11 protein-coding genes are annotated in these 14463 nt (G+C 61.5%); 10 read left to right on the forward strand and 1 reads right to left on the reverse strand.

Annotation, left to right across the window (positions count from 1 at the left end; all coding sequences use genetic code 11):
* Positions 1-143 precede the first annotated feature (143 nt).
* From rpsO to BMOU_RS08220, 5 genes are all read left to right on the forward strand, one after another.
* Positions 144-413 carry a 30S ribosomal protein S15 gene (rpsO, locus tag BMOU_RS08200; protein ID WP_003807806.1) on the forward strand — a complete coding sequence of 90 codons (270 nt, stop codon included), beginning with the start codon at positions 144-146 and terminating at the stop codon, positions 411-413.
* 231 nt (positions 414-644) lie between these two features.
* Positions 645-3287 (forward strand): polyribonucleotide nucleotidyltransferase, encoded by a 2643-nt coding sequence (locus BMOU_RS08205; protein ID WP_034876587.1) that lies wholly within the window; start codon positions 645-647, stop codon positions 3285-3287.
* A 207-nt stretch (positions 3288-3494) separates the two neighbouring features.
* Entirely contained in the window at positions 3495-4058 is a 564-nt protein-coding gene (locus BMOU_RS08210; protein ID WP_034876590.1) for a LemA family protein, read from the forward strand.
* Positions 4059-4144: 86 nt separating this feature from the next.
* Positions 4145-6433 carry a DUF2207 domain-containing protein gene (locus BMOU_RS08215; protein ID WP_034876592.1) on the forward strand — a complete coding sequence of 763 codons (2289 nt, stop codon included), beginning with the start codon at positions 4145-4147 and terminating at the stop codon, positions 6431-6433.
* 128 nt (positions 6434-6561) lie between these two features.
* Positions 6562-7425: an aldo/keto reductase gene (locus tag BMOU_RS08220; RefSeq protein ID WP_034876594.1), complete on the forward strand. Its 864-nt coding sequence runs from the start codon at positions 6562-6564 to the stop codon at positions 7423-7425.
* Positions 7426-7469: 44 nt separating this feature from the next.
* On the opposite strand, the gene BMOU_RS08225 is transcribed toward BMOU_RS08220, so the two are convergent.
* Positions 7470-8129: a LysE/ArgO family amino acid transporter gene (locus BMOU_RS08225; RefSeq protein WP_034876597.1), complete on the reverse strand. Its 660-nt coding sequence runs from the start codon at positions 8127-8129 to the stop codon at positions 7470-7472.
* Between the two features lie 248 nt (positions 8130-8377).
* On the opposite strand from BMOU_RS08225, the gene BMOU_RS08230 reads away from it, so the two are divergent.
* From BMOU_RS08230 to BMOU_RS08250, 5 genes are all read left to right on the forward strand, one after another.
* Positions 8378-9907, forward strand: coding sequence for an aminotransferase-like domain-containing protein (locus BMOU_RS08230; protein ID WP_034876600.1), 1530 nt, complete (start codon positions 8378-8380; stop codon positions 9905-9907).
* A 164-nt stretch (positions 9908-10071) separates the two neighbouring features.
* Entirely contained in the window at positions 10072-11616 is a 1545-nt protein-coding gene (locus tag BMOU_RS08235) for a peptidase U32 family protein (RefSeq protein ID WP_034876603.1), read from the forward strand.
* A 55-nt stretch (positions 11617-11671) separates the two neighbouring features.
* Positions 11672-12688 carry a polyphenol oxidase family protein gene (locus BMOU_RS08240; protein WP_034876605.1) on the forward strand — a complete coding sequence of 339 codons (1017 nt, stop codon included), beginning with the start codon at positions 11672-11674 and terminating at the stop codon, positions 12686-12688.
* 82 nt (positions 12689-12770) lie between these two features.
* Positions 12771-13628: an IspD/TarI family cytidylyltransferase gene (locus tag BMOU_RS08245; RefSeq protein ID WP_034876607.1), complete on the forward strand. Its 858-nt coding sequence runs from the start codon at positions 12771-12773 to the stop codon at positions 13626-13628.
* Positions 13629-13685: 57 nt separating this feature from the next.
* On the forward strand, positions 13686-14375 hold the full coding sequence (locus BMOU_RS08250) for a pyroglutamyl-peptidase I (protein ID WP_034876609.1): 690 nt from the start codon (positions 13686-13688) through the stop codon (positions 14373-14375).
* The last annotated feature ends 88 nt before the right edge of the window (positions 14376-14463 follow it).

Below are 14463 nucleotides of genomic sequence, written 5' to 3' on the forward strand. Positions count from 1 at the left end.
AGTCCCCTGCCGAGCTCGGCGGAATGGGACAATGATTTGGTCCGGGCTTCGTGTATGATTGCCCTTTGGCGTGTTTCGCCCGCGGATAGAGAGCGCGTCGGCATTGGGCCGGCAGCACCGCGCAGCAACATAAGGAGGAAGCCGTGGCACTTACGGCTGAGGAAAAGCAGGAAATCATCAAGACTTACGCTACCCACGAGGGTGACACCGGCTCCCCGGAGGTCCAGGTTGCCCTGCTGACCAAGCGTATCGCTGATCTGACCGAGCACCTCAAGGAGCACAAGCACGATCACCACTCTCGTCGTGGTCTGCTGCTGATGGTCGGTGACCGTCGTCGTATGCTTGACTATCTCAAGCGTGTTGACATCAATCGTTACCGCTCCCTGATCGAGCGTCTGGGTCTGCGCCGATAGTATAATTCTTCCGCCCGAGCGTCATACGGCGCCCGGGCGTTTTTGCATGACAGCCGCGATGAGGAAAGACAGTATGAAGGCCCAACGGTTTGGGGCGTAAGAGGTCTAGAATCAAGGATTGAGGAAAGCGACGAAGGTACCGTCGCGTCACGCATGTTGAAATCGGTGGAAGTCCGCTGAAGAGGACAGCCGATAGTTGGTAAGTAAAAGCAAGGAAAAAGGAGGAACCCTATGGAGGGTCCCGAAATCAAGGCTGTAGAAGCCGTTATCGATAATGGTTCATTCGGCAAGCGCACGCTGCGCTTCGAGACCGGTCGTCTCGCCCAGCAGGCGGATGGCGCCGTCGCCGCCTATCTTGATGATGATTCGATGATTCTGTCGACCACCACCGCCGGCTCCAGCCCGAAGGAGAACTACGACTTCTTCCCGCTGACCGTCGACGTGGAGGAGAAGATGTACGCCGCCGGCAAAATCCCGGGCTCGTTCTTCCGCCGTGAAGGACGCCCGAGCTCCGAGGCCATTCTCGCCTGCCGTATCATCGACCGCCCGCTGCGCCCACTGTTCCCGCACACCCTGCGCAACGAAGTGCAGGTCGTCGAGACCGTGCTCGCCGTCAACCCGGATGACGCCTATGACGTCATCGCGCTGAACGCCGCCTCCGCCTCCACCATGATTTCCGGTCTGCCGTTCGAGGGCCCGGTCTCCGGCGTGCGTCTGGCCCTGATCGATGGCCAGTGGGTCGCATTCCCGCGTTGGGGCGAGCGTGAGCGTGCCGTGTTCGAGATCGTGGTCGCCGGCCGCGTCGTCGAAAACGGCGACGTCGCCATCGCCATGATCGAAGCCGGTGCCGGCAAGAACGCCTGGCACCTCATCTACGACGAGGGCCAGACCAAGCCGGATGAGGAGGTCGTCGCCGGTGGTCTTGAGGCCGCCAAGCCGTTCATCAAGGTGATCTGCGAGGCCCAGGCCGAACTCAAGCAGATCGCTGCGAAGGAGACCAAGGAATTCCAGCTCTTCCCGGAGTACACCGAGGATCTGTACAACCGTATCGACGAAATCGCGCACGCCGACCTCGACGAGGCTCTGTCCATCGCCGAAAAGCTGCCGCGTCAGGACCGCATCCACGAAATCAAGGAAGGTGTCAGAGCCACCCTCGCGGGAGAGTTCACCGACATGGACGATGCCGAGAAGGATAAGGAAATCGGCAACGCCTTCAAGGAGCTGCAGCGCCAGATTGTGCGTCGCCGCATCCTGACCCAGGACTATCGCATCGACGGCCGTGGCCTGCGCGACATCCGCACCCTGTCCGCCGAAGTGGACATCGTGCCGCGTGTGCACGGTTCCGCCCTGTTCCAGCGTGGCGAAACCCAGATTCTGGGTGTCTCCACACTGAACATGCTCAAGATGGAGCAGCAGATCGACGCGCTGTCCGGACCGCAGTCCAAGCGTTACATGCATAACTACGAGATGCCGCCGTACTCCACCGGTGAGACCGGCCGCGTCGGCTCCCCGAAGCGCCGCGAGATCGGTCACGGCGCCCTCGCCGAGAAGGCCCTCGTGCCGGTGCTGCCGAGCCGCGAGGAGTTCCCGTACGCCATCCGTCAGGTCTCCGAGGCCATCGGCTCCAACGGTTCCACCTCCATGGGCTCCGTGTGCGCCTCCACGCTGTCCCTGCTCGCCGCGGGCGTTCCGCTGAAGGCCCCGGTTGCCGGCATCGCCATGGGCCTGGTGTCCGGTGACGTCGACGGCCAGCACATCTTCAAGACCCTGACCGACATCCTCGGTGCCGAAGACGCCTTCGGCGACATGGACTTCAAGGTCGCCGGCACCTCCGAATTCATCACCGCCCTGCAGCTCGACACCAAGCTCGACGGCATTCCTGCCGATATCCTGGCCTCCGCCCTGCAGCAGGCCAAGGAAGCCCGCACCACCATTCTCGAGGTCATCAACGAGTGCATCGACGGCCCGGCCGAGATGAGCCCGTTCGCGCCGCGCATCATCACCACCACCGTTCCGGTCGACAAGATCGGCGAGGTCATCGGCCCGAAGGGCAAGATGATCAACCAGATCCAGGAAGAGACCGGTGCCGAGATCGCCATCGAAGATGACGGTACCGTGTTCATCTCCTCCGAAGGTGGCGAGGGCGCCGAGAAGGCCAAGGAGATTATCGACTCCATCGCCAACCCGCATGTGCCGGAAGCCGGCGAGACCTACAACGGCAAGGTTGTGAAGACCACCTCCTTCGGTGCCTTCGTGAACCTGACCCCGGGCACCGACGGCCTGCTGCATATCTCCCAGATCCGCAATCTGGCCAACGGCGAGCGCATCGACGCCGTTGAAGACGTGCTCAAGGAAGGCGACACCGTTGAGGTGATCGTGCAGGGCGTTGACGATCGTGGCAAGATCAGCCTCGCCGTCCCGGGCTTCGAGGATCAGGAATCCTCCGCCCCGCGCCGTGAGCGCGGTGACCGTTCCGACCGCGATGACCGTCGTGGTGGCCGTGGCCGCCGTGACGACCGTCGTTCCGATCGTGATGATCGTGATTATGATGATCGTCCGCGTCGCCGTCGTTCCGATCGTGATGATCGTGATTATGATGATCGTCCGCGTCGCCGTCGTGAGCGTGACTATGACGATCGTGATGATCGTGATTATGATGATCGTCCGCGTCGCCGTCGTTCCGATCGTGATGACCGTGACTACGACCGCGATGATCGCCGTTCCGACCGTCGTGGTGGCCGTGGCCGCCGTGACGACCGCAACCCGCGCTACGTGGCCGACGAGAACTACGACGAGTACCGCGCCGATCGCGAAGAGCGTTCCGAACGTCCGCGTCGCCGCGTGCGCCGTGACTTCGATCCGTTCGAGGACTGATATCGTAGACGTCTAGTCGAAGCAAACGCGTGGAGGGCCATCCGGTTCGGGGTGGCCCTCCACGCGTTTTTCGTTGCCGATTGCCACAATGTCCGACGCCCATCGGAAGAGGGTGCCATTTGAGGCGAAATAGGACAAGATAGTACAATGTGTAGGGTCCATGCGAAGATGGTCGAGGAAATAATAAGTTAAAAGTAAGGATTGACGATGAATGTTGGCATTATTATTGCGATCGTCGTAATTGTTCTTATTGCGCTGTGGGCTATTTCCGCCTACAACGGCTTGGTCACCTTGCGTAATCGCGTCAGGAACGGCTGGGCGCAGATCGACGTGCAACTGAAGCAACGTGCCGATCTCATCCCGAATCTCGTCGAGACCGTCAAAGGCTATGCCTCCCATGAATCCGAGGTGTTCACCCAGGTGACACAGGCCCGCGCGGGCGTGATGCAGGCGGCTCAGTCCGGCGACGTGGCACAGCGGATCCAGGCCGAAAACCAGCTCAGCCGTGCGTTGGTCAATCTGCAGGCCACCGCCGAGGCGTATCCGCAGCTGCAGGCCAATCAGAACTTCATGGATCTGCAGTCCCAGCTCAAGTCCCTCGAAGAGAAGATCGCCTACGCACGCCAGTTCTACAACGATGTGGTACAGAAGTACAACACCCGGATCGAAGTCGTGCCGACGAATATCATCGCAGGTCTGTTCCACTTCGAGCAGGCAACGTACTTCCAGGTCGACGAAGCCGATCGCCAGGTTCCCCAGGTCAAGTTCTGACCGATGCCCCTGAGCCTCATCCGCAGCATGGATGAGGCTTTTGCGTCCGCCCCGCCCTTCGGGGCTTCACACGGAAAGGAACGCCGATGAAGTTCAAACAGGTGCTTACCGGCGCCATCACCGCCATAATCATCAGCGTGATGGTGGTGGGTGGCATCATCGTGGTTGCCGAGGCCAACGGCGACGAACCCGACATGAGCTACAAAACACTCGATCTGGACGCGCAGATCACGGCCGATGGCGATCTGAAGGTCACGCAGCATATCGACGTGACGCTTCGTGATCGCGGCGATGACGACCATGAGCGTCCGTGGAAGCAGCTGTATCAGCAGTACGATCTTTCCGAGGATGCATTCACCAACATCACCGACATCAGCGTGTCCGATCCGTTCACTGGCAAGGAATACCCGCAGGGAAGCATCGCCACCCCAAGCGACTATTCCAATCAGGAATGGAACGAACAGCATGCCGGTCAGTGGTACATCGCCGACGTGACACAGGGCGATTCCAATCTGCAGCCCTATGACCCGCAGACCCAGGGATTTTCGGCGAAGCACTCCGACGGCGATGGCGAATCGACCACGGCCCGTGCCGAAAAGGAGCTGAAATCCGACGCCTCCGCCGGTTCGGCACAGCACCGCACCGTGGAAATCGGCTGGAACATTCCCGCGGTCTCGTCAGCCAGCGGCCTGAAGTTCGACATCAGCATGACATTCAAGAATGCGGTCACGAAATACAATGACGTCACCGTCATGCAGTGGGAACCGTTCGGCAAGAAGAACCAGATTCCGATCGGCAAAGTGACCTGCACGCTGACCTTCCCCGACGGCGCCACCCGCAAGAACACGTGGGGCTGGCTGCACGTCACACGTGCGAACTCGACCGACCGCGGCAAGAACGGCTCGCTCGTGCTCTCCGCCGACGACATACGGGCAGGCGACTATCTCGACATCGTGGCCATGTTCGATTCCACATTGGCCGGCAATGTGGCGCGCACGTCGGACAAGGACGCCAAGAGCACGTTCATGAAGATCGAAACGCAGGATGAGACGAAATGGCGTGACGAACGACGTCATTCCGCCAGATTGCGCGTATTGGTCTGGGTGGGCGCAGGCGTGATCGGCATCGTATTGTGCGTATTGGGCATGATCGGCGCCGTTCGCAGCATCAAGGCGTCGCAATACCACGGCGGCATCGAGTATTGGCGTGACCCGCCGGACATGTCTCCGGCCAGCGCGGCCAAAATGATGGGGATATTGGCCGGACCGTCCGGAGTCGGCAGGAAGGGCGCGAGCGTCCGTAACCGCCAGATGAGCTCGACCGTCATGTCGTTGGCTTCCAAGGGGGCAATCGCCATCTACCCCGGACCTGCCGAACTATATGCCGGCTATGACATGTCCAGTACCGGCGCATCGACGTTGGCGGCGATGATCGCCTCGAACGGCAAGGAATCGGAGCTGCGCAAGTCCAGCACCTTGGTGATTCTGCCGGTGGTCTACGGCGACATCGGGTCATTGAATCTCAGCCAATCCGAGCGGGCCGCGCTTGATATCCTGGTCAAGGCCTCGGAGCTAATCGGCAGCAGGGTCTACGACCTCAAAGCCATGAAGAGCGCGTTGGGGGATTACAGCAAGGCCTACACACTGCAGAATGCCTTCGATACCGCTTGTGACAACGAATTCGGCAGGCTCGGCGCCACGCAGAGCACCGGCTTTGGCGCACGTGTATGCGGTGTGCTTGGTATTCTGCTCAGCATTGTCATGGAGTTCCGATTCATCAGTTCGGGAAGCGAGCTGGCATTGGTGTTTGTGGAATGCCTACCGATCATGCTGATGTCGATATTCATTCTGAACATCACGCGGGGCACCGCCATCACCGAAGTGGGGCAGCGGTATGCCGGCCAGGTGCAGGGTCTGAAGAACTATCTTGAGGATTTCAGCGATTTCACCGACCGTAGCGTGCTCGACCTGACCCTATGGGGCCGTTACATGGTGTATGCGACGGCGTTCGGCATTTCCGAGAAGGCCGCCGCACAACTGGCCAGGGCCTATCCCGAAGTGACCGATCCGGAATGGCTGGACCAGAATGCCGCGTCCTCGTACCTGTACTGGCCATGCCGTTCGTATTCGCTCACGTCGGGATCCGCTTTCGCCTCGGCGGCCGGCGGATCGTTCGATGCGTCGGCGTTCAGCGCGAATTATGGCGATTTCGGAGCACAGCTGAGTTCCAGCTTCTCCGACATTCGCACCACCATGGCCGCAACCGCGCCATCGTCGTCCAGCGGTGGCTCCGGCGGCAGCTTCTCCGGCGGTTCCGGTGGCGGCTTCGGCGGTTCGTCCGGTGGCGGCGGTGGCGGTTCGTTCGGCGGACGCTGACCGGCCATCCCGGCCGCATGGGAAAGCCTGCCTTTCGCCTAGGGCGATTGGTAGGCTTTGCTGTTGGAAGGCAAGGATTTCCGTAGGGATCCCGTGCTGTAAGACAAGGCTTCTTTGAAGGAGAAGACATGACCCTGTTCCGCAATCTCGGACCGTTCCGCACCACCGCCATCGGCCATGGTGAAATGCCGTTGACCATCGAAAACAACCGTGGGCATGACGTCGGCATCGAAACGCTGCACGCCTCACTGGATGCAGGCTGTCGCCATATCGACACCGCCTGGGCCTACTACACTCCGGGCGAGGAGGAACAGACCGGCGAAAAGCTGGTGCGCGAGGCTCTGGAAACCTGGAACGGCCCGCGGGACGAGGTCACCGTGGCCACCAAGGTCGGTCTGCGCCGTGCGTGGGAGGGCAACAAGCCGGTGTGGCCGCGCGACGGCAGGCCGGAGCATCTCATCGCATACGGCAAGCAGTCCGCGCAGGCGCTCGGCGTCGATTCGATCGACCTGCTGTACCTGCACCGCCATGATCCCGAAGTGCCGTACAACGAGTCCTGCGAGGGCATCAAGGCGTTGCTCGATCAGGGCGTGGCCCAGTGGGCGGGCGTTTCCAACGTGAGCATCGAGCAGCTGAAGATCGCGCAGGAGATTCTCGGTGACAAGCTCGTGGCCGTGCAGAACCAGTATTCCCCGATTCATCTGGAAACCCAGGATACGCTGGACTACTGCGCCGAGGCCGGTCTGGCGTTCGTGTGCTGGAGTCCGCTCGGCGGTTACCGTCATCCGTATGACGAGCACCTGTTCGATCCGTTCCGCGAGGTCGCGGACAAGCATGGCGTGAGCTACCAGCGGGCGGTGCTCGCCTGGGAGCTCGCCAAGGGCGAGCACATGTTCGTGATTCCGGGCGCGCACCGCCCCGAAACCATTCTCGACTCGTTGAAGGCCGACGAACTTGAACTCACCGATGAGGAGCTCGCCTTCCTCGGCTGACTGCGCTCGCTTCCGGCTTCCCGCCGGAAGCAAGCGGGCGGGCCTTAGAGCACGGCGATGGCGAAGTCCACAAGGAGCTTGGCGCCGTACAGCATCACCACGGCGCCGCACGCCCGGTTCATGAAGCCGATGATCTTCGGGCTGAACTTATGGCTGAACACCGAAATCAGCAGCGTAAGCCCGAGGAACCACAGCGCGGAGGCGGTTTCCACGCCGGTGATGAACGGTGTGGACTGCGACATGGTGAGCGTGGCGCTGAAGGCGCCGAGCATCAGCGTACCGTCGATGATGGCCTGCGGATTGAGCCACGTCACCACACCGGCGGTGATGATGGTGCCCAGCAGTTCGTTGTCGCCGCCGAAGCGTGATGCCACCTGATGCGCCGTGCTGCGGGACTGCGCGATATTGTCGGAGGATTGCCGTTGCTTTTTGGCGAACAGCAGCCCCGCGCCGATATGGATCACCACCAGGCCGCCGACGGCCAGGACGCCCAGGCGCAGCCAGTCATAGCGCTGCATCAGCCTGCCGATGCCGAAAAAGCATGACAGCGACAGTGAGATATCGAAGGCCAGCACGATCAGCGCCGTCAGCAACGCGCGGCGGCGCGGTTTGGTCAGCGCCGAATTGATCACGAACAGATTCTGCATGCCGATCGGCGCGGTATACGCCAATCCCAGCGTGAGACCCTGCAGGAAAAATCCCATAACAACCTCAGCATTCTCATCCAAAAATGTTTGGCTGGTTTTCTTTCATCCAACCAATTCCAGCCAAACCAACATCACATAAAGGGTGTTTCATCTTTATATTGCAAAGATATACACGTAAACTGTTATTCATTGTAGAGGCGTAACTACAATAGGCAACCAGCCAAAGTGTTGAATTTGGTCCAGCCAAGCGACCAATCTGGCTGAATTGACCGCAATGAGATCGCAGGAACGTCACAAGGAGGGTCATGGCACGCATCGCTTCGCTGAACATCGATTGGAAGCCGAGTCGTGAATCCGACAGACCCATCACCGAGCAGATCGTCGACTACATGTGCGAACAGGTGTCGAGCGGCAACTGGCCGATCGGATCGAGGCTTCCGTCGCAGCGCGCCCTGGCCGAATGGTTCGGAGTGAACCGCTCCACCATCATTGCGGCCATCAACGAACTGTCGGATTACGGCATCGTCGAAGGGCAGCATGGCGCGGGCACGAGAATCGTGAGCAATACGTGGTCGCTGATGCTGCCGGGTGCGCCGGACTGGGCCGACTATGTGAGCTCAGGCTTTTTCAGGGCGAACAACGCCACCATCCAAGCCATCAACCGTTACGAATTCGTGCCGAACATGACCCGCATCGGCACCGGCGAACTTGATCCGCGGCTCTTTCCCAAAGCCATGTGGAGGCAGGTGCTCGGCGAGGCGGCGAACGAGATCGATTCGCTCGGCTACCCGCCGCCGGAAGGACTGCCCGCATTGCGTGAGGCGATTGCCGCGCACATGTGCGCCACGGGCGTCGAATGCACGCCGGCGCAGGTGCTGGTGACGAGCGGCGCGTTGCAGGCGTTGCAGATGATCTCGATGAGCCTGCTGCCGGCGAATTCCACCGTTTACGCGGAATCGCCGAGCTACGTCAAGTCGTTGCAGATCTTCCAGTCGGCCGGCATGCGGCTGAAAGGCGTGCCGATGGATGCCGACGGCCTGGATGTGGGCGCGTTGCAGCGTCTGTTGCTGGGGCGGGATGTCGTAACGTCATCCTCCGGACTGCCATCCGACCATCTGCCATCGGTCACGGCGAGGAAACATGCCGAGAACGCCATCCTGTACACGATTCCGACCAACCATAATCCGACGAGCATCACCATGAGCGAGCGGCGCCGGCATGAGCTGATCGCATGTTGCGTGGCCAACCGTCTGCCGATCATCGAGGACGGTGCCTACCGCGACCTGGTATTTGACGGTGAGGCGCCGCTGCCGTTGAAGGCGCTTGACGAGACCGGCATGGTGATCACGCTCGGCAGTGCGTCGAAGGCGCTGTCTCCGGGACTGCGCATCGGCTGGATCGTGGCGAACGAGCCGATCGTGCAACGCCTCGCCGATGTGAAGATGCAGATGGACTACGGCGCGAGCGTCCTGAGCCAGTGGACGTTCACCCGCTTCCTGAGTTCCGGTCTGTACGACGAATACGTTGCGGGATTGAAGATCGAGCTTCGTCGGCGGCGTGACCGCGCGTTGGAGACGTTGCGCAAGACGATGCCGGACCTCGCGCATTGGACCACGCCGCATGGCGGCTTCTACATCTGGCTCACCTTCGACCGTCCGATGCGCATGAATCGCCTGTTCCAGGAGACCGCGGAACGCGGCGTACTGCTGAATCCGGGTGACATCTACGATTTCGCAGCCGACAATTCCCTGCGCCTGAGCTACTCCTACACCACGCCGGAGGAGTTCGCCGCCGCCGTGGACGTACTGGCGGCGGTCGCCCGCGAGTTGGGATGAGACGATATGACGCGATTTTCCGGTTGATTGACGCATGTGCGGGTGTTGCCGCAAGGGAATCCGTGGCGTAATGGCCTTGCGGCTACCTGTCCCGTGAATCTACGAGAATGACAGATGGTCTGAATCGAAAGAAACCGCGTAGGCGGCGAGTAAGAGGAACATTCGTGCAAAGAAGAAACAAGCCTGAGGTATTGGCTCCGGCGGGCAACCTGCGAGGGCTCAAAACGGCCGTCGACTACGGTGCGGACGCCGTCTACTGCGGCGGCAAGGCGTTCGGCATGCGTTCGGCGCCCAAGAACCTGAGTTTGGAGGATTTCGAAGAAGGCGCACGCTATGCGCATGAGCGTGGCGCCCGCGTCTACGTGACCTTCAACGTGCTGCCGCGCAACAACGAGGTCGAGGCGATGCGCGAATATCTCGGCCAGCTGAAAGACACCGGCGTGGACGCGCTGATCGTCTCCGACATCGGCGTAATGCTCATGGCCAAGCAGATTGCTCCGAACCTCGAACTGCATGTGAGCACGCAGGCCGGCGTGACCAACTATCAGGCCGCGAACGCTTTTTACGAGCTGGGTGCGCGCCGAGTGGTACTGGCCCGCGAAATGGACCTGCAGGCCGTGCGCGACATCCGTGCACGCATCCCCGACGACCTCGACATCGAATGCTTCGTGCACGGTGCCATGTGCATGGCGTTTTCCGGCCGCTGCCTGTTCTCCAACTATCTGACCGGCCGCGACGGCAATCATGGCGAATGCGCGCAGCCATGCCGCTGGAAGTATTCGATCGTGGAGGAGAAACGCCCCGGCCAGTACTTCCCGATCGAACAGACCGAAGAGGGCGCGTACCTGTTCAACTCGCAGGACATGAATATGCTCGCCCATATCGACGATCTCATCGACTCCGGCGCGACGAGCCTCAAAATCGAAGGCCGCTCCAAGAGCGCGTATTACATCGCCGCAATGACGAACGCCTACAAGACGGCCGTCAATGAATACATGGTGCAACGCGGTTTCGAGGATGCGGACGGCAATGTGCTGGAACCCTTCCGCGACCGCGTGATCCGCCCTTCGGATCCGGAGTACGGCAAGCCGGAAATCAACGATGCGATCATGCGCAATGCCGATGGCGCGTTCGCGGGCAAGCCGGATATCGATACCGTTCCGGTCGCCGGCGCCATCACGACCGAGCCGGAAGACCTGAGCTACCACGCGCGCAGCACGCGCCGCAAGTCGAACACGGCGGCCGAAGTGCTGCCGGACGGCTGGTACCATGCCGGCGTGCGCCCGGCGGGGCACATCACGTTGCCGGACTGGTTGCTCGACGAACCTGACAAGGTGGCCCACCGCGACTATTCCACCGGCTTCTACTATCCGGAACACAAGGTGCGGCAGAGCACCGACCGTTCCGCCTACTTCCGCGCATGGCTCGTCGTCGGCGAGGTGCTCTCCTGGAGTCCGCAAGACGGCGGACGCGTGACCATCATGAGCCGCAACAAGATCGAGGCAGGCCAGAACGTCGAATTCGTGCTACCCGGGGCCGCGCCCCTCGCCTATACCGTGCCCGCGGGAGGATTCCGCGACGCCGACGGCCAATGGGTGGAAGCCATCAACAATCCGGCGCACGTCTTCTCCATGCCATGCCCGCAGGAAGTGCCCGTCAACGCCGCCATCCGCTCGCGTACGAAACAACCGACGCTCAAAGCCGAATAATCGGCCGAAAAAACGGTAGTAAGCCCAGCAATCGCAAGTGATCAAGGAATGTGACATGAGTAACGAACAGTACGATGACGCGATTCTCAATTCCAACGCCATCGACCCCACCGACAAAGACGGCAACCCGATTCCGGTGACCATCCCAATCATGCTGGCCCCCGGCATCACAGTGGCCTACACCACACGACTCGGCGGTGCCAGCGAAGGTGACTTCGCACACTTCAACCTCGGCGGCAAAACCGGCGACAACCCGGAACACGTACTCGCCAACCGCATGGCGCTCGCCGCCACGCTCGGCGCGAAGATCAGCCTCGTCAGCCAAGTGCATTCCGGCGACGCGGTGGATGTGGACGCGGCATTCGTGCTGAACCGTCCGTTCGGATTCGACGTGTCCGGTACCAAGGCCGACACCGCGCGAACCGTTGACGACACCGCAGGGGAACCGGCCGTAATCGAAGCCGATGGCCAAGTGACCTCCCAAAAGAACGTGGCACTCGGCATGTTCGCCGCCGACTGCCTGCCGGTACTCATGGCCGACCCCGAAGCCGGCGTGATCGGTGCCGCGCACTGCGGCCGACGCGGCCTGCAGCAAGGCGTGATCGGCGCCACCATCGACGTGATGGCCGACAAGGGGGCGAAGCCGGAGCGCATCATCGCCACGCTCGGACCCTGCATCTGCGGCGATTGCTATGAAGTCGGCGGTGACATCGCCGACGAATTCGACGCACAGTTCCCGGGAACCTTCACGCTGAGCCGTTTCGGACAGCCGGGCATCGACATCGCCGCGGCCGCCCTGCAGGAGCTAGCCAGGGCGGGCGTACCGGCCGACAACATCGTCTCCTCCCGCCCGCGCGTCAACGCGGCCACCCAATACCTGAGCGAAGACGAGGAGCTCGCCGTGCTCTGCCAGAGCGACGGCGAAGGCGAACCGCAACTGTCCGAACGCTTCAGGAACATCCGCCGCAGCCTATGCACGCTCGAGAATCCGCTATGGTTCTCGCATCGCCGTGCCGCACTCGCCGGCAAGCGGCACGAAGGACGCATGCTGGCGCTGATCGTACGTGAATAGCCATATGCCGCTGTTGCGGATTGCGTGCAGAAGATGAATGGAGGGCGTTGCCGCGACGCCCCTTGGTTTTACGGTGGAATCTATGACAGAGAGAGAACAGAATCAAACGAAGGCGCAGTCCGCGCCTGTGGTGGCCGTGGTATTGGCCGCCGGTTTCGGCACCCGTTTTGACGAGAACAACCCCAAGCAGCTCGTATCGGTGGGCGGCAGGCCGATCGTATGCTGGAGCATCGAGGCCTTCGAGAGCAATCCGCGCGTTTCCGACATCATCGTCGTGGTGAACGCGCGGGTGAACGACATGGTCAACACCCTGATCGACGAGAACGGCTACGGCAAGGTGAGGGCCATCGTCCCCGGCGGCGAGGAGCGTGTGGACAGTACGTTGGCGGCGTTGGAACTGCTGAAGCAGGCAGGGGTTCCGGGCAATGCGAAGATTCTGATCCATGACTCCGTGCGTCCGTTCGTGGCCCGGTCATCCATCGACGGCTGCATCGACGCGCTTGATCGGTTCGAAGCGGCAACCGTGGCCTTCGCCTCCACCGACACCGTGCTGCTGACCGAGGATCTCGGCGACCGCAAGGTGGTACGCGCCGTGCCCGACCGACCGGACACCTTCCGTGCACAGACCCCGCAGGCCTTCCGCTTCGACACCATCAACAAGGCATATGAACTGGCCGCGGCCGACCCCGACTTCCACCCGACCGACGACACCCGGGTGGTCGTGGACTACCTGCCGGATACTCCGGTCGCCATCGTGGAAGGCTCCGAAACGAACCTCAAAATCACCACGCAGGCCGATATGCCGATCGCCGAAGGCATCGCGGCCAAGCTGACCGGACGTTCCGCAGCCGCTGCGGGCGAGGAGGCTGCCAAACAGGAGGCCAAGGCGCGCATGCGCGCCGTATTCGCCGAGGCCGCGGCCGAAATGCGCCGTCACTGAACGTTCCGGCCGTAGGCGAACAACACCGTACATCCGGAACACGTACACTTGAATACCATGCAGCAGATCAACATCGTCATCTCCGGCTTCGATCCGTACGAAGGCGTCGACGTGAACCCGGCCATGCTGGTGCCTCAGGCGCTTGCGGAGCAGTGGCGGAGCCCATCAGCGGGCGAAACGGACCATGACGATTCCCTGCAGGGCATCGACATGGCCATTTCGACGGTCATGCTGCCGGTCAGTTTCGCCAATGCGTGGCCCGCACTGCTGGAGGCCATCGAGAAGGCGCAGCCGGACATCATCATCGCGACCGGTCTGAAGCGTTCGTCCCGGGGCATTCTCTTGGAGCGTTGCGCCACGAATCTCATGGATGCGGCAAAGCCCGATGCCGATAACGTGATCCCCAGCCGTCGGCCGATCAATCCTGAAGGGCCGGCCGCCTACTGGACGCGCCTGCCGTTGCGATCGATTCTCAAGGATTTCGCCAAACATGAGATTCCCGCGACCCTGAGCTCGGATGCCGGCACCTTCGTGTGCAACTCGCTGTTCTACCATCTGCTGGATTGGTCGGCGCAGCAGGACAGACGCATTCTGTCGGGTTTCGTCAGCCTGCCGGTCGTCAACGAGCAGCCGCATCCGCAGCACGGACTGCCGCTCGCCCAGCAGATCGCCGCCGGCCGCGATGTGATCCGCGAAACCGTGCGCTACTATCTGCAACCCTCATCCGGCGACATTCTGTTGGGATGACATGGACGATTTCCGGGAGATTCCTGTTCTCTGTGTGAGAATTATGCGACTGCCGTGAGTTTCGCGTTCCAGGTGCGCTAAAGTGCAA

This window comes from Bifidobacterium moukalabense DSM 27321 (assembly GCF_000522505.1).
Lineage (GTDB): Bacteria > Actinomycetota > Actinomycetes > Actinomycetales > Bifidobacteriaceae > Bifidobacterium > Bifidobacterium moukalabense.